General features: G+C 69.7%; 25 protein-coding genes. 15 read left to right on the plus strand and 10 right to left on the minus strand.

Going from position 1 to position 25360, the window contains the following annotated elements; genetic code table 11:
• Nucleotides 1–161 precede the first annotated feature (161 nt).
• Nucleotides 162–926: a GntR family transcriptional regulator gene (locus ACFWHU_RS11060; RefSeq protein WP_078075156.1), complete on the minus strand. Its 765-nt coding sequence runs from the start codon at nucleotides 924–926 to the stop codon at nucleotides 162–164.
• A gap of 280 nt (nucleotides 927–1206) precedes the next feature.
• Between ACFWHU_RS11060 and ACFWHU_RS11065 the strand changes: the two genes are divergently transcribed.
• The 4 genes from ACFWHU_RS11065 to ACFWHU_RS11080 all read left to right on the plus strand — a co-directional run bounded on the left by ACFWHU_RS11065 (nucleotide 1207) and on the right by ACFWHU_RS11080 (nucleotide 6157).
• Nucleotides 1207–2508, plus strand: a complete 1302-nt coding sequence (locus ACFWHU_RS11065) for a sugar ABC transporter substrate-binding protein (protein ID WP_387224663.1) — start codon at nucleotides 1207–1209, stop codon at nucleotides 2506–2508.
• 200 nt (nucleotides 2509–2708) lie between these two features.
• Entirely contained in the window at nucleotides 2709–3728 is a 1020-nt protein-coding gene (locus ACFWHU_RS11070) for a carbohydrate ABC transporter permease (RefSeq protein ID WP_385799868.1), read from the plus strand.
• Nucleotides 3725–4627, plus strand: coding sequence for a carbohydrate ABC transporter permease (locus ACFWHU_RS11075; RefSeq protein ID WP_385799870.1), 903 nt, complete (start codon nucleotides 3725–3727; stop codon nucleotides 4625–4627). Before ACFWHU_RS11070 ends, ACFWHU_RS11075 begins: the two co-directional genes overlap by 4 nt.
• A 6-nt stretch (nucleotides 4628–4633) precedes the next feature.
• Nucleotides 4634–6157 (plus strand): glycoside hydrolase family 3 protein, encoded by a 1524-nt coding sequence (locus ACFWHU_RS11080; RefSeq protein WP_387224664.1) that lies wholly within the window; start codon nucleotides 4634–4636, stop codon nucleotides 6155–6157.
• An 85-nt stretch (nucleotides 6158–6242) separates the two neighbouring features.
• On the opposite strand, the gene nagB is transcribed toward ACFWHU_RS11080, so the two are convergent.
• Complete coding sequence (gene nagB, locus ACFWHU_RS11085) at nucleotides 6243–7025, minus strand: glucosamine-6-phosphate deaminase (protein WP_387224665.1); 783 nt, start codon at nucleotides 7023–7025, stop codon at nucleotides 6243–6245.
• Between the two features lie 180 nt (nucleotides 7026–7205).
• Between nagB and ACFWHU_RS11090 the strand changes: the two genes are divergently transcribed.
• Both ACFWHU_RS11090 and ACFWHU_RS11095 read left to right on the plus strand, forming a co-directional pair.
• Nucleotides 7206–8294 carry an SIS domain-containing protein gene (locus tag ACFWHU_RS11090; RefSeq protein WP_385799874.1) on the plus strand — a complete coding sequence of 363 codons (1089 nt, stop codon included), beginning with the start codon at nucleotides 7206–7208 and terminating at the stop codon, nucleotides 8292–8294.
• Nucleotides 8295–8636: 342 nt separating this feature from the next.
• Complete coding sequence (locus ACFWHU_RS11095) at nucleotides 8637–10130, plus strand: histidine kinase N-terminal domain-containing protein (RefSeq protein WP_385799889.1); 1494 nt, start codon at nucleotides 8637–8639, stop codon at nucleotides 10128–10130.
• A gap of 231 nt (nucleotides 10131–10361) precedes the next feature.
• On the opposite strand, the gene ACFWHU_RS11100 is transcribed toward ACFWHU_RS11095, so the two are convergent.
• Nucleotides 10362–10619, minus strand: a complete 258-nt coding sequence (locus ACFWHU_RS11100; RefSeq protein WP_004937597.1) for a WhiB family transcriptional regulator — start codon at nucleotides 10617–10619, stop codon at nucleotides 10362–10364.
• Between the two features lie 317 nt (nucleotides 10620–10936).
• Nucleotides 10937–11905 (minus strand): diacylglycerol/lipid kinase family protein, encoded by a 969-nt coding sequence (locus ACFWHU_RS11105; RefSeq protein WP_385799876.1) that lies wholly within the window; start codon nucleotides 11903–11905, stop codon nucleotides 10937–10939.
• A 103-nt stretch (nucleotides 11906–12008) separates the two neighbouring features.
• Here ACFWHU_RS11105 and ACFWHU_RS11110 point away from each other — a divergent pair, with 103 nt between their 5' ends.
• Nucleotides 12009–12437, plus strand: coding sequence for a hypothetical protein (locus ACFWHU_RS11110; RefSeq protein WP_385799878.1), 429 nt, complete (start codon nucleotides 12009–12011; stop codon nucleotides 12435–12437).
• A gap of 105 nt (nucleotides 12438–12542) precedes the next feature.
• Here the strand turns inward: ACFWHU_RS11110 and ACFWHU_RS11115 are convergent, their stop codons facing one another.
• The 3 genes from ACFWHU_RS11115 to ACFWHU_RS11125 form a co-directional block, all read right to left on the minus strand.
• Nucleotides 12543–13517 (minus strand): RNA polymerase sigma factor SigF, encoded by a 975-nt coding sequence (locus ACFWHU_RS11115; protein WP_147873920.1) that lies wholly within the window; start codon nucleotides 13515–13517, stop codon nucleotides 12543–12545.
• A complete protein-coding gene (locus tag ACFWHU_RS11120; protein ID WP_023538758.1) occupies nucleotides 13514–13927 on the minus strand; it encodes an anti-sigma regulatory factor in 414 nt (137 codons plus the stop codon). Before ACFWHU_RS11120 ends, ACFWHU_RS11115 begins: the two co-directional genes overlap by 4 nt.
• A 252-nt stretch (nucleotides 13928–14179) precedes the next feature.
• On the minus strand, nucleotides 14180–14440 hold the full coding sequence (locus ACFWHU_RS11125) for a UBP-type zinc finger domain-containing protein (RefSeq protein WP_385803688.1): 261 nt from the start codon (nucleotides 14438–14440) through the stop codon (nucleotides 14180–14182).
• Between the two features lie 35 nt (nucleotides 14441–14475).
• On the opposite strand from ACFWHU_RS11125, the gene ACFWHU_RS11130 reads away from it, so the two are divergent.
• Nucleotides 14476–16074, plus strand: a complete 1599-nt coding sequence (locus tag ACFWHU_RS11130) for a Na+/H+ antiporter (RefSeq protein ID WP_387224666.1) — start codon at nucleotides 14476–14478, stop codon at nucleotides 16072–16074.
• On the opposite strand, the gene ACFWHU_RS11135 is transcribed toward ACFWHU_RS11130, so the two are convergent.
• Nucleotides 16053–17063 carry a 1-aminocyclopropane-1-carboxylate deaminase/D-cysteine desulfhydrase gene (locus tag ACFWHU_RS11135; protein ID WP_387224667.1) on the minus strand — a complete coding sequence of 337 codons (1011 nt, stop codon included), beginning with the start codon at nucleotides 17061–17063 and terminating at the stop codon, nucleotides 16053–16055. The two genes, ACFWHU_RS11130 and ACFWHU_RS11135, sit on opposite strands and share 22 nt — an antisense overlap.
• A 44-nt stretch (nucleotides 17064–17107) precedes the next feature.
• On the minus strand, nucleotides 17108–17698 hold the full coding sequence (locus tag ACFWHU_RS11140) for an N-acetylmuramoyl-L-alanine amidase (protein WP_385803692.1): 591 nt from the start codon (nucleotides 17696–17698) through the stop codon (nucleotides 17108–17110).
• Nucleotides 17699–17965: 267 nt separating this feature from the next.
• Between ACFWHU_RS11140 and ACFWHU_RS11145 the strand changes: the two genes are divergently transcribed.
• The 6 genes from ACFWHU_RS11145 (at nucleotide 17966) to ACFWHU_RS11170 (ending at nucleotide 23261) form a co-directional block, all read left to right on the plus strand.
• A complete protein-coding gene (locus ACFWHU_RS11145) occupies nucleotides 17966–19372 on the plus strand; it encodes a family 2B encapsulin nanocompartment shell protein (RefSeq protein ID WP_387224669.1) in 1407 nt (468 codons plus the stop codon).
• A 120-nt stretch (nucleotides 19373–19492) separates the two neighbouring features.
• Nucleotides 19493–20533 (plus strand): family 2 encapsulin nanocompartment cargo protein polyprenyl transferase, encoded by a 1041-nt coding sequence (locus tag ACFWHU_RS11150; protein WP_385803695.1) that lies wholly within the window; start codon nucleotides 19493–19495, stop codon nucleotides 20531–20533.
• Nucleotides 20534–20713: 180 nt separating this feature from the next.
• On the plus strand, nucleotides 20714–21292 hold the full coding sequence (locus ACFWHU_RS11155) for a dihydrofolate reductase family protein (protein WP_387224670.1): 579 nt from the start codon (nucleotides 20714–20716) through the stop codon (nucleotides 21290–21292).
• A 94-nt stretch (nucleotides 21293–21386) separates the two neighbouring features.
• Nucleotides 21387–21827, plus strand: a complete 441-nt coding sequence (locus ACFWHU_RS11160) for a DUF6304 family protein (protein WP_387224671.1) — start codon at nucleotides 21387–21389, stop codon at nucleotides 21825–21827.
• A 106-nt stretch (nucleotides 21828–21933) separates the two neighbouring features.
• Nucleotides 21934–22899: a DUF1648 domain-containing protein gene (locus ACFWHU_RS11165; RefSeq protein WP_387224672.1), complete on the plus strand. Its 966-nt coding sequence runs from the start codon at nucleotides 21934–21936 to the stop codon at nucleotides 22897–22899.
• A gap of 2 nt (nucleotides 22900–22901) precedes the next feature.
• The gene (locus ACFWHU_RS11170; protein WP_385803703.1) at nucleotides 22902–23261 is read left to right on the plus strand and encodes a GntR family transcriptional regulator; all 360 of its coding nucleotides are present in this window, start codon (nucleotides 22902–22904) and stop codon (nucleotides 23259–23261) included.
• Nucleotides 23262–23477: 216 nt separating this feature from the next.
• Here ACFWHU_RS11170 and snpA read toward each other — a convergent pair whose 3' ends face one another.
• The gene (snpA, locus tag ACFWHU_RS11175) at nucleotides 23478–24131 is read right to left on the minus strand and encodes a snapalysin (protein WP_387224673.1); all 654 of its coding nucleotides are present in this window, start codon (nucleotides 24129–24131) and stop codon (nucleotides 23478–23480) included.
• A 201-nt stretch (nucleotides 24132–24332) separates the two neighbouring features.
• On the opposite strand from snpA, the gene ACFWHU_RS11180 reads away from it, so the two are divergent.
• A complete protein-coding gene (locus tag ACFWHU_RS11180; protein WP_385803706.1) occupies nucleotides 24333–25352 on the plus strand; it encodes a LysR family transcriptional regulator in 1020 nt (339 codons plus the stop codon).
• Nucleotides 25353–25360: the final 8 nt, after the last annotated feature.

Genomic DNA, 25360 nt, shown 5'->3' on the forward strand with positions numbered 1-25360 from the left:
CTGCTGAAACTCGCAGGAAATCTAGGGGACCTTTTCGGCACGCGTCACCCCCCGTCCGCATATCGGTACGGCAACAGTGTGCGTTCCGTACTCCTGCGTCGGTTCCCGAACATGCCCTTTGACGTGGGCTTCCGCCGATTTCGGCAGTCGGCCGGCCGGTGTCAGTCGGTCGGTCTGCGCAGCCGCGCCACGAACTTGTACCGGTCGCCCCGGTACACCGAGCGGACCCACTCCACGGGCTCCCCGGCGGTGTCGATCGAGTGCCGCGAGAGCATCAGCATCGGCAGGCCCACATCCGTCCCCAGCAGCCCCGCCTCGCGCGGTGTCGCCAGCGACGTCTCGATCGTCTCCTCGGCCTCCGCGAGGTGCACGCCGTACACCTCGGCCAGCGCCGTGTAGAGGGAGGTGTACTTGACGAGCGAACGGCGCAGCGCGGGGAAGCGTTTGGCCGAAAGGTGTGTGGTCTCGATCGCCATCGGCTCGCCGCTCGCCAGCCGCAGCCGTTCGATGCGCAGCACGCGCCCGCCGGCGGTGATGTCGAGGAGTCCGGCGAGCGTGTCGTCGGCGGTGACGTAGCCGATGTCCAGCAGTTGCGAGGTGGGCTCCAGGCCCTGCGCGCGCATGTCCTCGGTGTAGGAGGTGAGCTGGAGCGCCTGCGACACCTTGGGCTTGGCCACGAACGTGCCCTTGCCCTGGATCCGCTCCAGCCGGCCCTCGACGACCAACTCCTGGAGCGCCTGGCGCACGGTGGTGCGCGAGGTGTCGAATTCGGCCGCCAGGGTGCGCTCCGGCGGTACGGGCGTGCCCGGCGGCAGCGTCTCCGTCATGTCGAGCAAATGCCGCTTCAGCCGGTAGTACTTGGGCACGCGTGCGGTACGGGTCGCCGCCCCGTTCTCGGTCTCGGTGCCGCCCCCGTCCGTGGCCATGGTCTGCCTTCCCGACTCCTGCGCTGCTGCCGTCACCGGCTCCTCCGTCTGTTGCGGCTCACATGGTGGCACGGTCCGGTCGCGGGTCGTCTCCCCGATCCAGGTGTCGGTCCGATAACGGACACGACAGCCCTCTTATACACCCTTGACACCCCTAAAGGTCTAGGCCAAGCTCCCCGTACTGGTCTAAACCATTAAAGACCAGGTCCCAGCCCCGGTGGTACTCGTCGTAAGTCTTCGCGGTGGGGAGGGGGTTGCAGGAATCCCTGAGGAGGGTGGCGTGAAGCGCAAGCTCATCGCGGCGATCGGCGTCGCGGGCATGATGTTCTCGGTCGCGGCGTGTGGATCGGACGACAGCGGTTCGGCGAAGGACCCGAAAGACCGTAAGGACACAGTCACCGTCTGGCTGATGGTGGACGCGCAGAGCACCTGGCCGGAACTGGTCAAGGATGTCAACGCGCAGTTCAAGGAGAAGTACCCGAACGTCAAGGTCAATGTCCAGTACCAGCAGTGGGCGGACAAGGCCAAGAAGCTCGACACCGCCCTCGGTGGCGACAAGTTCCCGGACGTCGTCGAGCTCGGCAACACCGAGACGATGCAGTACATCCTCAACGGCGCGGTGGCCGAGGTCGATCCCAAGAAGTACGACAACTCGGACACCTGGATCCAGGGACTGAAGGACACCTGCACCTTCGAGGGCAAGCAGTACTGCGTGCCCTACTACGCCGGTGCGCGAGTGGCCATCTACAACACGGACATGCTCAAGAAGGGCGCCGGCCTCGACACGCTGCCGGAGACCGAGGACGAGATGCTCGCGGCGATGGACAAGATCGCCGCGGAGAACGGCAAGAAGGACAAGCGTTCCTCCAGCCTCTACCTGCCGGGCCGTTACTGGTACGCCGCCATGTCCTACGTCGCCGCGTACGACGGCGCGATCGCCACGTACGACGAGGGCGCCAAGGAGTGGAAGGCCTCGCTCTCCTCGCCCGAGGCGCAGAAGGGCATCCAGCACTTCATCGACCTGGTCAAGAAGTACAACAAGGCCGACCAGACGAAGGACGAGCAGGACCACGCCAACGTGATGGCCAACGAGAAGGCGGCCCTCATCTACGGCAACGGCTGGGAGTCGGGCTCCGTCATCGACGGCAAGAACAACGGCAACCCGAAGCTCGAGGGCAAGATCCTCACCGCCGGAATGCCCGGCCCGAACGGCAAGGCGCTGCCCTCCTTCATCGGCGGCTCCGACCTGGCGATCACCAGCAAGTCCAAGGTCCAGGACCTGGCCGAGGACTGGGTCTCGATATTCACCAGCGAGAAGTCCATGGAGGTTCTCGCCGGCAAGAACATCCTCCCGAACAACGAGAAGCAGCTGGAGCCGCTGAAGGCGAAGCCGGAGACCGCTCCGATCGCCAACGCCGTACCCGACGCGTGGTTCACCCCGATCGCGCCCGGCTGGACCTCCATCGAGAAGGAGGAGGTCCTGGAGAACATGCTCCTGTCGATCCTCAAGGGTGACTCCGTGGCCGACGCCACGAAGGAAGCCGACGCGAAGATCAACGAACTGATCAACGAAGAGTCCTGACCCAGGAGTCCCAGGGCCGGGGCCTGAGCCACACGAGTCCCCGGCCCAAGGGTCCTCAACGCCAGGGCCTCCGGCGCCCCCGCCCCCGGAGGCCCGTCGGCGGGTCTGCGGGGGCGGGGGTCCGGTCACCACCGGGCCCCCGCTCCCCGCCCTTATCGGGCGCGGATTCGTTGCGGAGAACGAAACGGAAGGTCAGTCACGTGACTGCTGCCGACACGCAGGAGGCCGCCGGACCACCGGCGCCCCCGGTACCGCGTGACCCGAAAGGGACAGACGGCCGGCCCACCCCCGGGAACGGGACGGTCAAGGCCACCGGGAAGAGACGCCGCAAGAAGGGCGAACTCCTCCCGTTCCTGCTGATCCTCCCGGCGATCCTCGCCATCGCGGCGGTCTACGCCTTCCCGCTCACCAAGACCGTGATCATGTCCTTCCAGGACATGGGCCGGCGCGAGCTGTGGACGGGGGAGTCGCCCCCCTGGGTGGGCTTCGAGCAGTTCACGAACATCCTCGGTGACAGCGAATTCTGGTCCGTCACCGGCCGTACCGTCCTCTTCATGGCCGTCTGTGTCGGCCTCACCATGGCCATCGGCCTGCTGGTCGCCATGATGATGACCCGGCTCTCCACCTGGGTGCGCCTGACCCTGACCGCGGCGCTGATCGCCGCCTGGTCGATGCCCCTGATGGTCGCCGCCTCGATCTTCCGCTGGCTGTCGGACTCCGACTACGGCCTGCTGAACACCCTGATAGCCAAGGTCGTCGGCGAGGACTTCCTCGGCCACAACTGGTTCCTCGACCCCTGGCAGGGCTTCGCGATCATCACCCTGCTGGTCGTCTGGGGCGCCGTCCCGTTCGTCGTGATCACGCTGTACGCGGCCCTCACCCAGGTCCCCCGGGAACTGGAGGAGGCGGCGGCCCTCGACGGCGCCAACGTCCGCGGCATCTTCCGCTACGTCACCTGGCCCGTCATCCGCCCGGTCTTCGTCATGGTCACCACGCTCTCGGTGATCTGGGACTTCAACGTGTTCGGCCAGATCTGGCTGCTGCGCGGCAACAAGCCCGAACCGGAGTACGAGACCCTCGGCCTCTACTCCTTCTCCAAGGCCTTCGAGTCCACCTCCTTCAGCCAGGGCACCGCGATCGCCCTGATCACCGTCCTGCTGCTCTCCGGCGTGGCCGTGTTCTACCTGCGTCAGCTGATGAAGACAGGAGAGGTCGAATGAGCACCTCAACCTCCACCGCGCCCGCGCCCGTTCCGGCCACGCCCCCGGCGGTCGTCAAGCAGAAGCTGCGCCCGGACCGCAAGAAGAGCCGCGGCGTCTACGACGTGCTCGGTCTCCTGTTCGCCGTCGTCATGGCGTTCCCGGTGTACTGGCTGGTCATCAGCTCGCTGCGGCCCAACCACGAGATCCGCTCCTACGACCAGACGCTGTGGCCGTCGTCGCTCACCTTCGACAACTTCGCCCGCGCGGTCGAACAGCCGAACTTCTCGACCGCCGTCCAGTCCAGCCTGATCGTCTCGGTCACCGCGGTCGTCGGCGGCATGGTCATCGCGACGCTGGCGGCGCTCGCCATCGGCCGGTTCAGATTCTTCGGCCGCCGCGCGCTGCTGATGGTGCTGATCCTCGTACAGATGCTGCCGCCCACGGCGATGCTCATCCCGATCTACGCGCAGCTCAACGCGATGGGCGGTCTGGACGAGTACTGGGGCCTGATCGTCGTCTACCTGGTGTCCACGCTGCCGTTCGCGATCATCATGATCCGCGGCTTCGTCGTGAACATCCCGGTGGAGCTCGAGGAGTCGGCGATGGTCGACGGCTGTACGCGGATGGGCGCCTTCCGGCGGGTGATCTTCCCCCTGCTGGCCCCCGGCCTCGCGGCGGCGTCGATCTTCGCGCTGGTCAACGCGTGGAACGAGTACCTCTTCGCGTACATCCTGATCAACGACAACTCCAAGTACACGCTCAACGTGTGGCTGATGACCTTCACCACCGAGCGGGGCACCGACTACGGGGCGCTGATGGCGTCCTCCACCCTGATCGCCCTGCCCGTGGTGGTGTTCTTCATGATCATTCAGAAGAAGATGGCGACCGGTCTGACATCCGGCGCAGTAAAGGGATAGCGCCGTATGACCACTCTCACCCACAGCTCCGACACCCTGACCCGCGACGCCCTCGCCGTTCTCCAGCCCGGCTTCCGGGGCACCACCGCGCCGGACTGGCTGCTGCGGCGCATCGGCGAAGGGCTGACCTCCGTCGGCCTCTTCGGCCGCAACATCACCTCGCCGGCCCAACTGACCGCGCTCACCGCGCAGCTGAGGGCCGAGCGGGACGACGTCCTCGTCGCCATCGACGAGGAGGGCGGGGACGTCACCCGTCTCGAAGTACGCGACGGCTCGTCCTTCCCCGGCAACTACGCACTCGGCTCCGTCGACGACGTGGACCTCACACGGGCCGTGGCGCGCGAGCTGGGCAGCCGGCTCGCGGCGTGCGGCGTCAACCTCAACTGGGCGCCGTCCGCCGACGTCAACTCCGACGTCAACAACCCCGTCATCGGCGTCCGGTCCTTCGGCGCCGACCCGGCGCTCGTGTCCCGGCACACGGCCGCCTATGTGGAAGGTCTCCAGTCCGCCGGGGTGGCCGCCTGCACCAAGCACTTCCCCGGACACGGCGACACGGCCGTCGACTCCCACCACGCGCTGCCCCGCATCGATGCGGACTTCGACACGCTCCACGCCCGTGAACTGGCGCCTTTCCGCTCGGCGATCGCCGCGGGTTCCAAATCGGTGATGAGCGCGCATATCCTGCTTTCCGCGCTCGACCCGAACCGCCCCGCGACTCTCAGCCCGCAGATCGTCACCGGTCTGCTCCGGGAGGAACTGGGCTTCGACGGGCTGATCGTCACCGACGGCATCGAGATGCAGGCCATCGCGTCGACGTACGGCATCGAGCGCGGCTCCGTCCTCGCGATCGCCGCGGGCGTCGACGCGATCTGCGTCGGCGGCGGGCTGGCCGACGAGGAGACCGTCCTGCGACTGCGCGACGCGTTGGTCGACGCGGTACGGGAAGGCGAACTGCCCGAGGAGCGACTGGCGGACGCGGCGGCGCGGGTACGCGCCCTCGCCGACTGGACGCTCCGGGTGAGGGGGGCTTCGGGGCCGGGCGCGGCCGTACAGGAGGGGACCGCGCCCGGCATCGGCAGCACCGGCACCGACATCGGGCTGGTCGCCGCGCGCCGCGCCCTGCGGGTGACCGGCACGGTCGAACCTCTTCAGGAGGCGCCGTACGTCGCCTCCTTCGCGCCCGTCGCGAACATCGCCGTCGGCGACGAGACCCCCTGGGGCGTCGCGGCCGAACTGACGGCGCTGCTGCCCGGCACGGAGACCGGCACCTACGGCGGCGAGAACACCGCTGCCGAGGTGCTGGCCGCGGCGGGGGAGCGCAGGATCGTCGCCGTCGTACGCGACATCCACCGGCACGCGTGGATGGCGGCCGTCCTCGACGGCATCCTCGCCGCCCGTCCGGGCACCGCCGTGGTGGAGATGGGTGTCAACCACGCCGAGCCCACGGGAAGCCCGCACATCGCCACGTACGGCGCCGCGCGCGTCTGCGGCCGGGCGGCGGCGGAGGTACTGACGGGCCGGGAGGCCTGAGCAAGGCGCGAGTACGCGAACGCCGGAGGGGCCGCGTGGTGCGGCCCCTCCGGCGTTCGCCCGCCCGGTGTTCCGGGAGAGCCCGTCAGATGCCCTGCCAGTCCGGCTTGGCGGCGTAGGTGGCGCGGAAGTACTCCGCCAGCTTCAGCTTGGACGCGGCGGCCTCGTCGACCACCACCGTGGCGTGCGGGTGCAGTTGCAGCGCGGAGGCGGGTACGACGGCGGCCACCGGCCCCTCCACGGTCTGTGCCACCGCCTCGGCCTTGCCCTCGCCCGTGGCCAGCAGCACCAGGTGCCGGGCCTCCAGGATCGTGCCGATGCCCTGCGTGATGACGTGGTGCGGGACCTCGTCCGGGCTGTCGAAGAACCTGGCGTTGTCCTCGCGGGTCTGCCGCGTGAGCGTCTTGATGCGGGTGCGCGAGGCCAGCGACGAGCACGGCTCGTTGAAGCCGATGTGCCCGTCGGTACCGATGCCGAGCAACTGGAGGTCCACGCCGCCGGATTCGGCGAGCGCCCGGTCGTACGCCTCGCACGCCGCCTGTACGTCCTCGGCGGCGCCGTCCGGCCCCATGAACGCGTCCTCGATGAGCCCGAGCGGTTCGACGACCTCGCGCAGGACCACCGAGCGGTACGACTCCGGGTGCCCGGCCGGCAGGCCGACGTACTCGTCCAGCTGCGCGATGCGGGCGCCCGAGGCGTCCACCTCGCCGGCGCGCACCTTGGCGGTCAGTGCTTGGTAGACGGGCAGCGGGGTCGATCCCGTGGCCACCCCGAGCAGGGCGTCGCGCTTACGGCGCAGCAGGCCCGCGATGCTCTCCGCTATGAGCTCGCCGCCCGCCTTGGCGTCCTGGACGATGACAACTTCCACGCTGGGCCTGCCGATCTGGTAAGAGTCCTCTGAGTCTCGTGGTATAGACCAATCTAGCAGAGCGCCGGGCGGCGGGGCGGCCTCTTCCGCTGGCGGGTGCGGGCGTTCCCGTGGTCGACTTGTCCGGGCCCCGTGGGCGCCGTCCCCCGGTCATCTCCAGCGATGTGGAGGCACCCCGGCATGTCCGCGACGAACCCTTCCGAAGAGGCCGTACAGCTCGCGCACACCGACCCGCCCGGCCGGCTGATGGCCGCCGAGATGGCCGAGCAGCCGGCGATGCTGCGCCGCATCCTCGAGGAGGGCGCGCCGCGCATCCGTGACGTGGCCGCCCGGATCGCGGCGCGCGGTCCGCGCTTCGTCCTGCTCACCGCACGCGGCACCTCCGACCACGCCGCGCTCTACGCCAAGTACCTGCTGGAGATCCGCCGGGGCATGCCCTGCGGGCTGGCCTCCATGTCCACGACGACGGCCTTCGGCGCCCGTCCCGACCTGCGCGACGTACTGGTGATCACGGTCAGCCAGTCGGGCGGCTCGCCCGACCTCCTCGCCTCCACCCGGGCCGCCCGCGCGGCGGGGGCGATCACGCTCGCCGTGACCAACAACCCGGACTCGTCCCTGGCCGCCGTGTCCGAGTTCCACATCGACGTCCTCGCGGGCCCGGAGAAGGCCCTGCCCGCCACGAAGACGTACACGGCCTCCCTGCTCTCGCTCTACCTCCTCGTCGAGGGCCTGGACGGCGGCGCCGGGGAGGCCGCGAACGTCCTGCCGGATCTGGCAGGGCGGATCCTGGCCCGAGCGGACGAGGTGCGCACGCTGGCCTCCCGCTACCGGTTCGCCGAGCGGATGGTCATCACCTCACGCGGCTACGGCTACCCGACGGCCAAGGAGGCGGCGCTCAAGCTCATGGAGACGAGCTACATCCCCGCGCTCGCCTACTCCGGCGCGGACCTGCTGCACGGCCCGCTCGCCATGGTCGACAACATCTCGCCGGTCATCGCCGTGGTCACCGACGGCCGGGGCGGCGCGGCGCTCCAGCCGGTCCTGGAACGGCTGCGCGGCCGGGGCGCGGACCTGTGCGTCGTCGGGCCGGAGCCGGAGGTGGCCGCCGCGTCGGCGGGATTCGCCCTTCCTACGGATGGCGTTGCCGAGGAGGTTCAGCCGGTCCTGGAGATCCTGCCGCTCCAGCGGCTGGCGTACGAGATCACCCTGGCCCGCGGCCAGGACCCGGACGCCCCGCGCGCGCTGGCCAAGGTCACCGAGACCCACTGAGTCCGCCGCCCCGCGCCTGCCCGGCCTGTCGCGCCGGCGGCCCCTGGGACACCCACGGGCCGCGGCGCCAGGACGGGACCCTCAGCCCGTCCGGCACCGCAGCCCGGAGTTGCTACGGCCGCGAGGGCCGTGAGGAGGTATCGACGCAGTCAGGGCAGAGAGCGCCGGTTACCTCGTTCCGTCCTCCTGTGCGGGGAGGGCGGAAGCTTTACCCAAGCATTGTGGACTAGACCATTCTCATCTGTCCATGGATCGGAGAGGGCATTTTCCGGCCCCACCCACCACCACGTCGCACGGCCCGTCCCGGTTCACCTCGCGGGTACGCTCCCCTGTGTGCCCTCCATGAACGACCTCGTACGCCAGCACACCGCCCTCACCGAGTCCGACCTCGAATGGCTCCATCTGCTGGTCTCGGAGTGGCAGCTGCTCTCCGACCTGTCCTTCGCGGACCTCGTCCTGTGGGTCCCCACCCGCGACGGCGCCCGCTACGTCTCCGTGGCCCAGATGCGGCCCAACACGGGCCCCACGTCCTACCAGGACGACATGGTCGGCCATCTCGTCCCCCGGGGCCGCAGACCGCTCCTGGACGCCGCGCTGGACGAGGGCCGGATCGTGCGGGAGGGGGACCCGGAGTGGCGTGAGGAGGTCCCGGTGCGGGTCGAGTCCATCCCCGTACGCCGAGAGGGCCGGGTGCTCGGCGTGATCGCGCGCAACACCAACCTGCTCACGGTCCGCACCCCCAGCCGGCTGGAGCTGACCTACCTCCAGTCCGCCTCCGACCTCGCACAGATGATCGCCGCCGGATCGTTTCCCTTCCCCGGCCAGCAGGTCGACATGGACGCCTCACCACGCGTCGGCGACGGTCTGATCCGGCTCGACGTCGACGGCGTCGTCCAGTACGCGAGCCCCAACGCCCTCTCCGCGTATCACCGGCTGGGACTCGCGTCCGACCTGGTGGGACACCATCTCGGGCAGACGACCGACGAACTGGCCCCGGCGCGCGGCCCGGTGGACGAGGCCATGGTCAAACTGGCCAGCGGATACGCCCCGCGCGAGACCGAGATCGAGAGCAGCGGCGGTGTCATCCAGCTGCGGGCCATCCCGCTCAAGCCCAAGGGCACCCGGATCGGCTCGCTGATCCTGCTCCGTGACGTCACCGAACTGCGGCGCCGTGAGCGCGAGTTGATAACGAAGGACGCCACGATCCGGGAGATCCACCACCGGGTGAAGAACAACCTCCAGACGGTCGCCGCGCTGCTCAGGCTCCAGGCGCGCCGGATGGACTCGGAGCAGGGCCGCGAAGCCCTCAACGAGGCGGTGCGCAGGGTCGGTTCCATCGCCATCGTCCATGAGACGCTTTCTCAGAATCTGGACGAACGCGTCGAGTTCGACGAGATCGCCGACCGGGTGCTCGCGATGGTGTCGGAGATCTCACCCGGCAAGACGGTCCGCCGGACGGGCCGGTTCGGGATTCTGGACGCGGAGGTGGCCACACCGCTGTCCATGGTCCTCACCGAGATCCTGCAGAACGCGCTGGAGCACGCCTTCGCTACGGGGGAGCGCGGCACGGTCGAGGTGCACGCCGTCCGTAGTGGCGGGACCGCCCCCAAACGCCCCTCCGACGAAGGCCGTTCGGACGCCCGGCTGCTGATCACCGTCCAGGACGACGGGCGTGGACTGCCTGAGGGCTTCGACCCGCGACGGGCCGGCAATCTGGGTCTCCAGATCGTACGAACGCTTGTGGAAGGGGAGTTGGGCGGCGGTTTCGACATGCTTCCCGGTCAGGAACGGGGCACTCGGGTGATCCTCGACATCCCGGTCGAGCCGCACAAGTAACCGGGACCCGCACGTCCTTCGGGCCGTACGTTCCGCACCGGCAGCCCGTTCTTCACAGCATTCTCACCGTGGCCGTCACAGCAACGAGCCCCGGACCGTGGTGACGGTCCGGGGCTCGGCCTCAAGCTCTATGACGTTTGCGCATCGGGGGGTACTGCGCGCTGCGGTTCGGGGGCGGGGTTATGCGTACACGCTGTACGCGCCGCCGTGCTCAAGATCTGTGGCGGGGGCTCAGGCGGTCGCGTTACGCGCCCGGTTGCGAGCGGCACGACGCTTCATCGCGCGGCGCTCGTCCTCGCTGAGGCCACCCCAGACACCCGAGTCCTGGCCGGACTCGAGCGCCCACTGCAGGCACTGCTCCATGACGGGGCAGCGACGGCAGACGGCCTTGGCTTCCTCGATCTGCAGCAGCGCAGGACCGGTGTTGCCGATGGGGAAGAAGAGCTCCGGGTCTTCCTCGCGGCAAACGGCGTTGTGACGCCAGTCCATGGCTGCTACCTCTCTTGGTGTTACGTGCGGATTGCTTGTGAATGTGAACGCTTTCACGAATCCCCCGACAAGGGAAGGGCCGACTCCCAGATGAACTGGTGTGGTCCTGGTTTGAGGAGGGGGTTCTGGAGCTCAGCGGAGGCCGGTGTTGCGGGCCGTCCCGAGCGCCATGTAGAGATTCGCAAACCTCGGCGGCGGATACAACCCCTTCAGGAAAGTTTTTTTTGATTCCTCGGTGTCGACTCAGTCACAGCCGTACTTCCATGGGGTGGATGCCAGCCTAAACGTTCGAGTGAAAGGACTTTCCCCACTTCCACTCACACAATCACACGCAGTGCACGGCGTACGCCTGTGAACGTCACGCTCGTTCGCAGTCCCAGGTGGTCGCCATCCATCTGGAAGGGCAGTGGGACCTTCGATTGCAAGGTGAAGTCGGTCAGGTCGTGCAGCGAAACCGCGTGCCTGCCGTGGGGGCCCCGATCGGGGGTCGAATTGAGCAACTGCGTCGCATAACGAGCCACCGCGGGAGTCGACAGCTTGCTCAGTCCGAGCACGTCCAGAGCGGTGTCGAACGAGGCGCCCGGCGACGCGTACAGCGGACGATTGCCCAGGTAGGAATAGGGAGCCGTGTTACAGACTATGGACAGCACGAGGTCCGTGACCGGCTTCTCGCCGGGGCGCACGAGGGTGATCATGCCGCGCCGGCGATGAGGCTCGTCGATGAACTGCCGTACCACCTGGCGCACATAGAGCGCGTGCGTCGATCGCTTACCGCGCTCCCGCTGTTGTTCGACTCGGCCGACCACTCCCGCGTCGAATCCCAGCCCCGCGCAGAAAGTGAACCAGCGTGCGGGAACCGATTCGTCGTCCGTACCCGGAGTACCGGCCGCCAGTCCCAGACCGACAGTGCGTTCGCTCCGGTTACTCAGCGCGTCCAGAATGGCGCCGGTCGCCTCCACGGCGTCATTCGGCAGCCCGAGCGCACGGGCGAAGACATTCGTCGAACCACCCGGCACGACGGCCAGCCTCGGCAGCCGGTCGGGGTCCGGACCGCCGTGCAGCAGGCCGTTGACGACCTCGTTGACCGTGCCGTCACCGCCGAGTGCGACGACCAGCTCGATGTCTTCTGAGTCCGCCGCGCGCCGCCCCAGATCCCGGGCATGCCCCCGGTACTCGGTCGTCACCGCCTCCAGCTTCATCTCGCTGGCGAGCGCGTGGATGAGTACGTCGCGTGTGCGGGCACTGGTGGTGGTTGCTGCCGGATTGACCACAAGGAGTGCGCGCATACGGAGGAGATTACCGGCCACGGACACCTGCCCCCTCCCCGGGCGGGCCGCGCCCCCTCCGGGGGCCCGCCGGTCACCGGCGGCCGGCCGCTACCCTGCTGGGGTGAGCAGCAGTGAGCAGAACACCCCCGACCCGAGCCCGCGCCCCGGCCGACTGACCGCCGCGGCGGCCTGCGCCGGCCTCGAAGCCCTCGCGCTCGTCGTCGGCGGCGGATACATGCTCGCGATGGGTCTCCTCGGGCGGCCCGACAGCCCGCAGCAGGCCGAGATGGGCGGTGTGACGCTCATCGCCCTCGCCGTCATCCCGCTGCTCGCCGCACGCGGACTGCTGCTGCGCCGCGGCTGGAGCCGCGGCCCCGCGCTCGTCACCCAGATCATGGCGCTGCCCGTCGCCTGGACGCTGCTGCGCTCCAGCGGCCCGCTGATCCCGGCCGGGATCGCGCTCGCGGTGGTCGCCGTGACGGCGCTGGTCATGCTGGTCAACCCGACGACCACCGAAGCGCTCGGTATCCGGGGCCGGGACCGCGCGTAGGCCGCGGCCGGGGAAGCTCTGACTGGATTGCGCGTCTCGTGGGCCGCGCTTGTCCTCGGTCGCCGGACGGGCTCAACATGAGCCCGTCCGGCGACCGAGGACCCGTCACTCCTCCACGAGCAGCTTCTCGCGCAGCTGCGCGAGCGTCCGCGCCAGCAGCCGCGAGACATGCATCTGGGAGATGCCGACCTCCTGCGCGATCTGCGACTGCGTCATGTTGCCGAAGAACCGCAGCAGCAGAATCCGCTTCTCCCTCGGCGGCAGATCCTCCAGCAGAGGCTTCAGCGACTCGCGGTACTCGACGCTCTCCAGTGCCTCGTCCTCCGAGCCGAGCGTGTCCGCCACCGCCGGGGACTCGTCGTCCGTGTCCGGGACGTCCAGCGACAGCGTGCTGTACGCGTTGGCCGACTCCAGCCCTTCGAGGACCTCTTCCTCGGAGATGCCGAGACGCTCCGCCAACTCGTGCACCGTCGGCGAACGGCCGTGCTGCTGAGACAGTTCGGCCGTCGCCGTCGTCAGCGACAGCCGCAACTCCTGGAGACGGCGCGGCACCCGCACCGCCCAGCCCTTGTCACGGAAGTGCCGCTTGATCTCGCCGACGACCGTGGGCGTGGCGTACGTCGAGAACTCGACACCCCGCTCCGGATCGAACCGGTCCACCGACTTGATCAGGCCGATCGTCGCGACCTGCGTCAGATCGTCCAGCGGCTCACCGCGATTGCGGAACCGGCGGGCCAGATGCTCCACGAGCGGCAGATGCATCCGCACCAGCTGATTGCGCAGCAGCGCCCGTTCGGGAGAGTCCTCCGGCAGCTTGCGCAGCTCGATGAACATCGCCCGCGCCCCGCTGCGGTCATGTGGGTCGTGTTGCCTGTGTTCGCTCATCGTGGCCGCCCGCTCTGCCTGCGCCTGCTCCGCCCCGGCCGTCCGGCCGTCAAGCCCGTCCACCGGATGGGGCCGGGCCTGTTGCTCCGGAATGCCCGACGGCATGAGCGCCGGATCCGCCGGAACCTCATGCCCTTCGCGCGGATCCTGTGGGACCCGCTCCTCGTCACGCACCGGACCGTCCCCGTTCCTCACGCCGGCCCGGGTCCCGCGCCGCGCTGTTTGTACAGGCTGATGGCGACCGTACGGTCGTCGGCGACCGTCGCGTCGACCTTGCCCGCGAGCGCCGAGAGCACGGTCCACGCGAACGTGTCACGCTCCGGCGCGCGCCCGTCGGTCGTCGGCGCCGAGACGGTCACTTCGAGGGAGTCGTCGATGAGCCGGAACACACAGCTGAGGACGGAACCCGGTACGGCCTGTTGGAGCAGGATCGCGCAGGCCTCGTCGACCGCGATGCGCAGGTCCTCGATCTCGTCGAGGGTGAAGTCCAAGCGTGCTGCCAGGCCGGCCGTAGCCGTACGCAGCACGGACAGGTAGGCACCCGCAGCGGGCAGCCGGACTTCCACGAAGTCCTGGGTCCCGGGCTCGCCTGCGATCTGGGACACCCTCACCTCCAAGGTGGCACAAGCTTCTCAAGGGCTCCGGGAAGGAAAACCCCGGAGCCTCGCGTTACGTGGTCGGCACGGAGCCGGTCTGGAGTGGCGACGCTATCGCGATCCATGGTCCCGTGTCGCAGGGACCCCCGGGCCGGCACCGACCGGTCAGTTACTCATAGTAGGCATATGAGTACGGACAGTGGCTAGAGGTGTGCGGGAACCAATTGCGAAGAACCGGCGGAGGGTTGACGTACCCAGGCCTCAGACGATCGAACCGTCGGCAAAGCACCAACGCCACGTCTCGCCGGGCTCGAAGCTACGCATCACGGGGTGTCCCGTATCCCTGAAATGCCGTGAGGCATGCCGGTGCGGTGACGAGTCGCAACACCCCACATGGCCGCAGACCAGGCAGAGCCGAAGCTGTACGTGGTGGCTGCCCAGAGCCTCGCACTCCAGGCAGGTCCCGCTCAGCGGCACGGGTTCGGGGCGTGGGAGGTCGGCTACATGCTGGCACTCACTCATGATGGCCAGATTACGACGCTAGCGGAGGACGTGGGATGGACCCGTTGCAGCTGATCGCCCTGGTGGCGGGAAGCGCGGTGATCGCGGCGGCGGCGCGCAGGACGCCCGTGCCCGCCCCGCTGCTCCTTGTCACGGCGGGACTCGGCGCCGCGTACGTGCCGGGCGTGCCCAGCTACGTACTCGACCCGCACATCGTCCTGCCCCTGCTGCTGCCGCCCCTGCTGCACATGGCCGCCGTGGAGAGCTCCTACCTGGACCTGCGGGCCAATGTGCGGGCCGTCGGCCTGCTCTCCGTGGGGTACGTCCTCTTCGCGACGCTCGTCGTCGGCTATCTCGCGTATCTGTTCATCCCCGAGATGCCGCTGACCGCCGCCCTGGTGCTCGGCGCCGTCATCGCGCCGCCGGACGCGGTGGCCGCCACCGCGATCGCCCGAAAACTGGGGCTGCCCAGCCGGATCACGACCATCCTCCAGGGTGAGTCGCTGGTGAACGACGCGACCGCGATCACCGCGTTCAAGGTGGCGCTCGCGGCGGCCGTCGGGGAAGGCGCGAGCTGGGCCGGCGGGATCGGCGAGTTCGCGCTGGCCTCCTTGGGAGGCATCGGAATCGGCCTCGTACTGATGGTGCCGATCCACTGGCTCCGTACGCATCTGCGCGAGGCGCTCCTCCAGAACACGCTCTCGCTGCTCATCCCTTTCGTCGCCTACGCGGCGGCGGAACAGGTGGGGGCGTCGGGGGTGCTGGCCGTCGTGGTGGTCGGGCTCTACCTCGGACACCGGTCCTGGCAGGTCGACTTCGCGACCCGGCTCCAGGAGCAGGCCGTGTGGAAGATGGTCTCCTTCGTCCTGGAGTCCGTCGTCTTCGCGCTGATCGGGCTCCAGCTCCCCTACGTACTGAAGGGGCTCGGCTCCTACGGGGGAATGGAGGTCGCCGGTTACGCCGTCGGGGTGTTCGTCACCGTCGTCGTGGTCCGCTATCTCTGGGTCTTCCCGGCCACCTTCGTGCCGCGCCTGCTGTCGAAGCGGATCAGGGAGCGAGAACCGGACACGAACTGGAAGGCGCCGCTGGTCGTCGGCTGGGCCGGCATGCGCGGCGTGGTGTCGCTGGCCATCGCCTTCTCCATCCCGCTGACCACGCACGACGGCGACGCCTTCCCGACCCGCAATCTCGTTCTCTTCCTGACGTTCACGACCGTCATCGCCACCCTGGTCGTCCAGGGCCTCACGCTGCCCACGCTGATCAGGCTGCTGAAGCTGCCGGGTCGCGACCGGTACGCGGAGACGCTGGCCGAGGCGCAGGCGCAGAGCCGGGCGTCGGTGGCGGCGGAACAACGGCTCGACGAACTGCTCGCCGACGAACGCAACGCCCTGGCCGAACCGTTGGCGGACCGGCTGCGGAACGTGCTGGAGCGGCGCCGGAACTCGGTGTGGGAGCGGCTCGGCACGGTCAACGAGATCACCGGCGAATCCGCCGACCGCACCTATCAGCGGCTGTCCAGGGAGATGATCGGCGCCGAGCGGGACGTCTTCGTGACGCTCCGCGACGAGCGGCGGATCGACGACGAGATGCTGCGGACGCTGCTGCGCAGGCTGGATCTGGAGGAGGCAGTGGCCTACCGCGAGGAAACCGACTGACCGCCGTCGTCGCTGTCGCCTTCGTTGCCTCCGCCGCCGGGCCCGGGGGCGACGACCGGGTCCGGAGGGCGGCCGGTGACGACGGCGGCGACCGTGCTGCCCGGCGGGAATGCGTCCTCCTCGGCGAGGGTGGTCAGCCCGTGGAGCATCTTGGCCACGTAGAGGCGCTCGACCGGGAGCCCGTGACGGTCCTCGAAGTCGGCGGCGAAGGCGTCGAGGGCGGGTGTCGTACGGGCGTAGCCGCCGCCGTGGAATCGCTCGTCCAGGCTCCAGTCGCCCCGGGGGCCGCCGAAGGCCGCCAGCTGAAGGGCGCGGACCTCCCCGGCCAGAAAGCCGCCCCTGAGCACGGGGAAGCCCACGGCGCGCTGTCCGGGGGCGAGACCGGCGGCCAGACCTGCGAGGGTGCCGCCGGTGCCGCAGGCGACCCCCACCACGTCGGCCGCGCCTCGCAGCTCCCGCCCGAGGGCCGTACAGCCCCGCGCGGCAAGGGAGTTGCTGCCGCCCTCCGGGACGACGTAGACGCGCTCGCGGGGGACCGCGAGCCCGTCGGCGGCGGCGGCCAGGATCTCCCTCAGTACGGAGGGCTCGGTCTTACGGCGATAGGTCGCCCGGTCGAGGAAACGCAGCCGCATGCCGTCGGCGACGCACGCGGCGAGTGACGGGTTCAGCGGGCGGGCGGCCAGTTCGTCGCCCCGTACGACGCCGACCGTCGCGAAGCCGAGCAGCCGGCCCGCGGCGGCGGTGGCGCGCAGATGGTTGGAGTACGCGCCGCCGAAGGTGAGCAGGACGCGGTGGCCGCCGTCGGCGGCGGCCCGCAGGTTGGGTTCGAGCTTCCGCCACTTGTTGCCCGGCAGGGCGGCATGGATCAGATCGTCCCGCTTGAGCCGCAGCCGTACCCCGCGGCGGGTGAAGCGCTCGTCCTCGACGGTCCGCAGGGGTGACGGCAGCCGTGGCCGCAGGGCGGCGAGGTCGAGCGCTTCCTGAGTCACACATCCATTGTCGCGCCGGTCACTGTGGCGCCGGCTCGGGCGGTCTACTTCAGCCGTTCGTCGATACGCCGCCGCAGGCCCCCCATGGAGACGCCGCGGGGGTCGACCTTGCCCGGCTGCCACTCCAGGTGGCCGATGACCGAGGGCCCGTTCCAGTCGTGGACGCGGCAGATCGCCGCCGCCGCGGCTTCCATGGCCTCGACCTGGACGGCCGGCCACGGGTCCTTGCCGTCGCCCAGGTTCTCGCACTCGAAACCGTAGAAGTGCCTGTTGCCGTCGGTGTTGGCCTCGTTGTCCGGCGGCAGGGCCTTCTCGGCGATCACGGCGCGCAGGACGTCGTCGTCGCCGCTGCCCGCGTGGTTGGCCCGGCCGTAACCGACGAGATGGACTCTGCCGTCCTTGGAGATGACGCCGTGACACAGCGGCCCCGGCAGCCCCGCGTAGCCGTCACGGCAGATGCGGACGGTGTTCGCGGTGCCCTTGGTGACCGTGTGGTGCATCATCACCCCGTGGACCGGCCCCCAGGGCCCGACATGGTTGCGGTTGTGCGTACGCCAGTCGCCGACCTCGACGACCGTCAGCCCCTCGTTCTTCAGCGCGCGGATGAAGCTGCTCGCAGACATGGGTGTGGCCATGGCCGCCTCCTGACCGGTGGATGTGGAGCGTCCTGCATCGGTTCGTTTCGCTGGCCTCTTACCCGAACACAGCGGAGTGGACCATCGATTCGCACGCTGTACGAGCCGATCCGGTCACATTCGGCCGTGCGTGGGCCGTGGATGACAGAAGGCGCAAACGTGCCCCGACCGCGGTGATCCAGTCCCACTCATTTGTGTGATGGCGCGACAACTACACGTGATGCAAAGCTTTTCACGCAGGTCAGCCCATGATCGAGAGGGAGATTCATGTCGGTTGGTGACGAGGTCCGTACGGTGGAGCCGCCTTCCCAGCAGAGTCTGGGAACGGCCGCGGCGCGGAACCTGGCGACCACCACGAAGTCGGCGCCACAGATGCAGGAGATCACCTCGCGGTGGCTGCTGCGGATGCTGCCCTGGGTCCAGGTGCAGGGCGGTACGTACCGGGTCAACCGTCGACTCAGCTATTCGGTCGGCGACGGACGCGTGACGTTCGTGCAGACGGGCGACCGGGTGGCGGTCATCCCGGCGGAGCTGGGTGAGCTGCCGGCGCTCCGTGGCTTCGAGGACGAGGAGGTACTGGCCGAGCTGGCGAACCGCTGCGAACAGCAGGAGTTCGCCCCGGGCCAGACAGTGGCCGCGGCCGGTGCCGCGGCGGACAGGGTGTACCTGCTGGCGCACGGCAAGGTGGAGAAGGTCGGCGAGGGGCCCTACGGGGACGAGACGGTGCTCGAAGTCCTCGCCGACGGGGCGTACTTCGGGGATCAGGCGCTGGTGGACGAGGAGGCCACCTGGCAGTACACGGCACGCGCGGCCACGGCGTGCACGGTGCTGGTGCTGACCCGGCAGGACGTGCTGAACCTCGCGGAGCGGGCGCAGTCGCTGCGCGGCCATCTGGACGCGCTCGCGTCCATCCCCGAGCAGCGGACCAACAAGTACGGCGAAGCGGCGATCGAGCTGTCCGCCGGCCATGTCGGCGAGGCGCTGGTGCCTCATACGTTCGTGGACTACGAGGGGGCGCCGCGGGAGTACGAGCTGAGCGTCGCGCAGACCGTACTGAAGGTCCACAGCAGGGTCGCCGACCTCTACAACCAGCCGATGAACCAGACCGAGCAGCAGTTGCGGCTCACGGTCGAGGCGCTGCGCGAGCGCCAGGAGCACGAGCTGGTGAACAACCGCGAGTTCGGCCTGCTGAACAACTGCGACTACGGCCAGCGGCTCCAGCCGCACGACGGCGCGCCCACGCCCGACGACATGGACGAGCTGCTGTCCCGCCGCCGCGGCTCGAAGATGTTCCTCGCGCACCCGCGGGCCATCGCCGCCTTCGGACGCGAGTGCAACAAGCGGGGGCTCAATCCGGCCACGGTGGAGGTCGGGGGCCACCATGTGCCGGCCTGGCGGGGTGTGCCGATCTTCCCCTGCAACAAGATCCCGGTCTCGGACGCCCGGACGACCTCGATCATCTGTATGCGTACGGGCGAGAACGAGCAGGGAGTCATCGGGCTCCAGCAGAGCGGTATCCCGGACGAGATCGAGCCCAGCATGTCGGTCCGGTTCATGGGCATCGACGAGCAGGCGATCATCTCGTACCTGGTCACGGCCTACTACTCGGCGGCGGTTCTCGTGCCGGACGCCCTCGGTGTCCTGGAGAACGTGGAAGTGAGCCGCTGGCGGTGACCTGACCCGAGCGATGTCTCCGGGTGGGGTCCGTCCGTCCGTACGGCGGCCGGGCCCCACCCGGCACGCGCTTGTCGCCCACCGGTTCCCCAGCCTGCCGCAGAGGAAGTGACCGTGACCATGACCAGCACGGATGCCGCCACCGATGGCCATGAGGCCGTGGCGCTCCTGGAGCGCAGCCGTAGCGTCGTCCAACCCGAACTGCGCGCGGCCGTCGAGTCGTTGCCCCCGGCCGTACGCCGTGTCGTGAGATATCACTTCGGCTGGGAGCGCGCCGACGGCTCACCCGTGGCGGGCGGCGCGGGGAAGGCGATCAGGCCCGCTCTGGTGCTCGCGGCCGCACGGGCCCTCGGCGGGGAGCCGCACCGAGCCGTCCCGGCGGCGGTCGCCGTGGAGCTGGCGCACAACTTCACCCTGCTGCACGACGACGTCATCGACGAGGATCCGACCCGAAGACACCGGCCCACGGCCTGGACGGTCTTCGGCACCACCGACGCGATCATCGCCGGCGACGCCCTCCAGGCGCTGGCGCTGCGGCTGCTGGCCGAGGACCGTCATCCGGCCTCGTCCCCGGCGGCCGTGCGGCTCACCGACTGTGTCATCGAGCTGTGCGCCGGACAGCAGACGGACTGCGCTCTGGAGCTGCGCGGGCCGAACGACGTCTCGCTGGACGAGTGTCTGACGATGGCGACGGCCAAGACCGGTGCCCTGCTGGGCACTTCGTGCGCGCTCGGCGCGCTCTACGCGGACGCGGGCGACGAGGAGGTGGCGGCGCTCGACGCCTTCGGGCGGGAGGCGGGGCTGGCCTTCCAGCTCATCGACGATCTCATCGGGATCTGGGGCGACCCGGACCGTACGGGCAAGCCGGCCGGTGCGGATCTGGTCGCCCACAAGAAGTCGCTGCCGGTCGTCGCCGCGCTGGTCTCGGGGCATCCGGCAGCCGAGGAGCTGGCGGATCTCTACCGGCGGCCGATGGACGGGGCGGCGGTCGCGCGGGCGGCCTCGGCGGTCGAGCGGGCCGGCGGACGGGATTGGGCGCAGGAGCAGGCGGCGGACCGGATGTCCCGAGCGGTCCAGCAACTGTCCAGGGCGGTCCCGGATCTGGCGGCGGCGGGGGATCTGCTGGCCCTGGCGGAGTACGTCACGCGCCGCACGCGGTAGTTCGGTGGCGGGGAGAATTGACGGGCTGCGAACGCAGCCCGACCGGCGGCAGGAGAAAGACCTTGCGTAACCACTACAGGTGAAGCACTATGGGTGGAGTGGTCAAGGCCGCGCACCCCGGATGTGCTCCGGGTGACGGCCGTTGGCATCTTCTGTCGCCCATCGCAAAAGAGGACAGGCTTGCGCAAGCTCAGCTATTTCATCGCCGCGTCGATCGACGGATTCATCGGCGACCCCAGTGGTGAGGCGGAATTCTTCACCCGCTTCGTGGACGAGGAGTTCCTCGACTTCCTCAAGGACGAGTATCCGGAGACGCTGCCGACGCACGGCCGCCGGCCGCTCGGGCTCGACCATCTGGAGAACAAGCGGTTCGACACGGTCATCCAGGGTCGGCGCAGCTACGACCAGGCCCTGAAGGACGGTGTCACCAGTCCGTACGCGCACATGCGCCAGCTCGTGGCGTCGCGGACCCTCGCGGGTCCCGACCCGGCGGTGGAGATCGTCTCCGGGGATGTCGCCGCCAGGATCGGGGAGTTGAAGCGGGAGGACGGTCTCGGGATCTATCTCTGCGGCGGCGCGAATCTCGCCGCCCAGCTGATCGATGAGGTGGACGAGCTGGTCATCAAGTCGTATCCGCTGATCCTCGGCTCCGGAATGCCCATGTTCGGCACGGAGTTCGCCTTCACCGAGTTCACGCTGGAATCCCACCGCGCCTTCGGCAACGGAGTGGTCGTCAGGACATACAGCCGCAAGCGGTGAAGACGCCGGGCGGATCACGGGGGCGGGAAGCGGTGAAGTGGTGAAGCGGTGACCCACGCGACGGCGGAGCGTCCCGTACCGCTACAGTCCGCGCATGACAGCGGAGTCGACGGAGTCATGGGCGGGCTGGTACCGGGACCGCCGTGGTGCGGAATCCATCGCGATCAGCGCGGACGGGCGGCAAGTCCGCACCCATATAAGGGGAGTTGCTTACGAGGGGGCCGATTTCTCCGTGCTCGAACCCACGGAGGCGGGCGGGGTGTTGTCGTCCTGCGTGCTGGAGTGGGACATACCCATGCCCGTCAGCGCGGGCGGCACGGTTCAACAGGCCACGCTCAGCTGCCTGCTGACGCTCGGTGAGCGTCCGTCGGGCACGCCTTCCGGGCGCGCCGAGCTGAGCCTCACGCTCCGCTGCGGCGGAGCGGCCTACGAGTCGGGCATCGTCGGGGGAGGCTTCCGTGACGCCCTCGACCGGATCAAGCGGCAGTTGCCCGACGACACGGAACTCGAGGGCAGGGTCCTGGTGAGCGCCTGACCTCTTCGCGAGGTGTGAACCGCCCCGGCAGGTGCATGACGCCTGCCGGGGCGGTTGCTTTATGCCTCGTTCATTGTTCTAGTAGTATGCGAACAAGGGAGGTTTTATGAACCAGGCTCGTATGCGTCTCGCGATCGTCACCGTCGCGCCGTTCGTGCTGGCGCTCGTCGTCCATCTGACCGTCTTCCTCGCTCTCGGGGGCCGGCTGCCCGACTCGCTCGCCGGCCACTTCGACCTGTCCGGCGACTCCAATCGCGCGCCCATGTCCCGCACCGCGTCCCTTGTCGGCGCCGTCGCGCTCTTCACCGGCATCGGCGCCCTGTGGGGCGTGGCGGCGCTCGGCGGCGGCCTCACGGCGCGCGGCGTGAAAGGGCTGACGGCGGGGGGCTGGGCGCTCTCCGGGCTGCTGGGATACGCGCTCACCGCGACGCTCCACGCCAACGTCGACGCGACCGACAGCTCCGCCGTCCGCTTCCCGCCGTGGCAGCTCGGCGTCGCCGTGGCCGTCGGTCTGGCGGCGGCCGGAGTGGGCCTGCTGCTCACCCGCTTCGTCCCCGACCCCGCGCTCGAACCCGACGGGGGCGACGGCACGGACAGGATCGACCTGGCGGACGGTGAACTGGCCGGCTGGTCGAGGCGTACGGGGTCGGGCGCACTGCTCGCGGTGGGCCTGGTGACGCTGGTCGCCGGGGTGTTCGTCGCGGCCCTCGTCAGCTGGCGGTACGGTCCTCTCGTGTTCGTCACCGGCCTGCTGGCCCTCGTCTTCGCCTCCGCGCACGTGTCGGTCGACCGGCACGGACTCACGGTCGCCATGGGCGCGCTGTCCTGGCCACGGGTACGGGTCCCGCTGGACGCCGTCGAGACGGCGAGCAGCCGCCGGATCAACGCGTTGGCCGACTACGGCGGGTGGGGCTACCGGATCCGCCACAGGCGCAGCGGCGTCGTACTGCGCTCGGGGGAGGCGATCGTGGTGCGCCGCACCAACGGCCGTGAGTTCGCCGTCACCGTGGCCGATTCCGCGACGGCCGCCGCGCTGCTCAACACACTCGTCGACCGGCGGAAGAGGGGCTGACCGTGCTCTTCCGGGTGGACCCGGCGTCCTCGGTGCCGCTCGGCGACCAGATCGCCGGGTCCGTGCGCGGCGCCATCGCCGACGGCACGGTGAACCCCGGCGACCGCCTCCCGGCGGCACGGGCGCTCGCCGACTCGCTGGGCGTCAACGTCCATACGGTGCTGCGCGGCTACCAGCGGCTGCGGGAGGAGGGCCTGATCGAACTCCGCAGGGGCCGGGGCGCCGTGGTCGTGCCGGGACCGGCCTCGCCCGGACGGGCCAAGCTTCTGGAGCGGGTACGCGAACTGGTCACCGAGGCACGTGAGTTGGGGATGTCGGAGGAGGAGCTGGTGTCGATGGTGCGGATGAGCCAGGCGACCTGACGGCCCGACGGCCCCAGCACATGCCCGCAGACCTGATGATCTGACGGCCCCAGCGCATGCCCGCAGACCTGACGGACGGCGAACGCGGCACGGGCGTGCCGGTACTCGACCAGCGAGTACCGGCACGCCCGATCTTGGCGCCTGATCCGGTGGGGGGTTCGCCATCCGACGACCGGTGGTGTGACCGGCGGCGGATCGCGACGGATCAGCGACGGATCAAGATGCCTTGGCCAGGGCGGCGGTGAAGCCGTTCGCCCAGAGGCTGTTGACCTGGCTGCGCTCGGCCGCGTCCGGCTGCGAGTTGGTGCAGGACGGGCCGGGGCCGCCGCCCGACATCAGCTTGCTGCACGGGGCCGTGTAGTTGTCCGGCAGGCCGAGCACGTGCCCGGTCTCGTGGGCGGTCACGCGCAGGGAGTCGTACTGCTGGTTCTGCGCGTAGTCCAGGAAGATGTAGCCACGGCCGTGCCCGTCGGTGCTCGCGTACGAGCCACGCGGGTCGTTGCCCTCTTCGTAGGTGAAGTCGGCGTTGCTGCCCTGCTGGAGCTGCACGTTGGAGACCGCGCTGTTCCAGATCTGGGTGCTGCTGGCTATCTGGCCGGCGAACGACGGGGCGCCGGAGGCGTCGTAGACGACGGTGACCGCGAGGGCGCCGGGGTTGGCGGCACGCTTCTCGGCGACCGACTTCATGACCGCCTGGTAGAAGGCCTCGGTCGCGGCCGAGTCCTCCGACGAGCCCTCGTAAGCGGCGTACGAGGTGGTGGCGGGCGCGGCGCTGGTGGGGTCAGCGGCGGCCGGGGTGGCGGTGAGGGCGGTCGCGAAGGCGAGCGAGATTCCGCAGATCGCGGAAAGGGCCGTCTTGGGGTATCTCATGTGGGGGGCTCCTACTCGTCCGATGAACGGGTTCGGTGTGGAGAGTGTCGTGCCCCACATGGCCGTGGCGGATGATGCCGAAGGGCGATAGCACGGGAGTATCGCCCCGACGCGGGCTCACCCAATTTCCCGTGAATGACGGCCAATTACGGCCCTTTGGGTCCCTGGCGTGACTCAAACGGCAGGCCTACTCTTCGGTACATGGAGCTGGAGGTCAGGCATCTACGCGCGCTGTGCGCCATAGCCGACGCGGGAAGTCTGCACAAAGCGGCCCGGCAGCTCGGCATGAGCCAGCCGTCCCTGACGACTCAGCTGCGGCGGATCGAGAACTCGCTGGGCGCCGAGCTGTTCTCCCGCGAACGCACCGGCTGCCGCCCCACCCTGCTCGGTCACTCCGTGCTCAGCCGGGCGCGCCCGCTGGTCGCCGGGATGGCCGTGCTCGTCAGCGAGGCGCGGGCCGCGGCCGACCGGTCCGCAGGCCCCCGGCTGCGAATCGGCTCGACGGCGAGCCGCGCGCTCGCGGGCTGGCTGCGCAGGCTGCGCGAGCGGCTGCCGGGCACGGACATCTCGCTCCAGATGGACGTCTCGGGGAACGCGCTGCTGCGGCAGGTCGCCGCCGGCGGGCTCGACGTGGCGTTCGTGCACGAGGTGGAGGGCTGCCCGCTGCGCGTGCCGCCCGGGCTCGACCGGCGCGTACTGGTCGAAAGGGAGCCGCAGTTCATCTCGCTGGCGCGGGACCATCCGGCGGCCGGCCGGCCGGTCGTCGAGCTGGCCGATCTGGCGAGCGACCGGTGGATGATCGACCCGACCGTGGACGGCGAGTGGGACGGTCTGCGCCGCGTGCTGAGCGAGGCCGGGCTCAACCCGCCCGTCCTGCACGGGGATTACCTCACCGCCTCGTCGCTGATCGCGGTGGGCGAGGCGATAGCGCCCTGCCAGCCCACCTCGGTCCCGCGCGACGACATGGTGGTGCGTCCGCTGCGGGACGACCCGCTGGGGGTGCGGCTGCTGCTGTTCTCGCGCCCGGGAGCGTACGAGGGCGCGGGCATCACGAGTTCGGGTGCGGGCCCGTGCGCGGACGGCGCCGGTGACGGCCCCGGGGGCGCCGAGGTGTACGCGGACCTGGAGGCGGCCTACCGCGAGGCCGCGTTGCAGGCCGGGGTGTACCGCCAGTGGCTGATGCGCAACAAGAGCCCGCTGCTGCACGCGCCCGCGGCCTGAGGCTCTCT

This window comes from Streptomyces sp. NPDC060366 (assembly GCF_042725135.1).
In the GTDB taxonomy this organism is placed as follows: domain Bacteria; phylum Actinomycetota; class Actinomycetes; order Streptomycetales; family Streptomycetaceae; genus Streptomyces.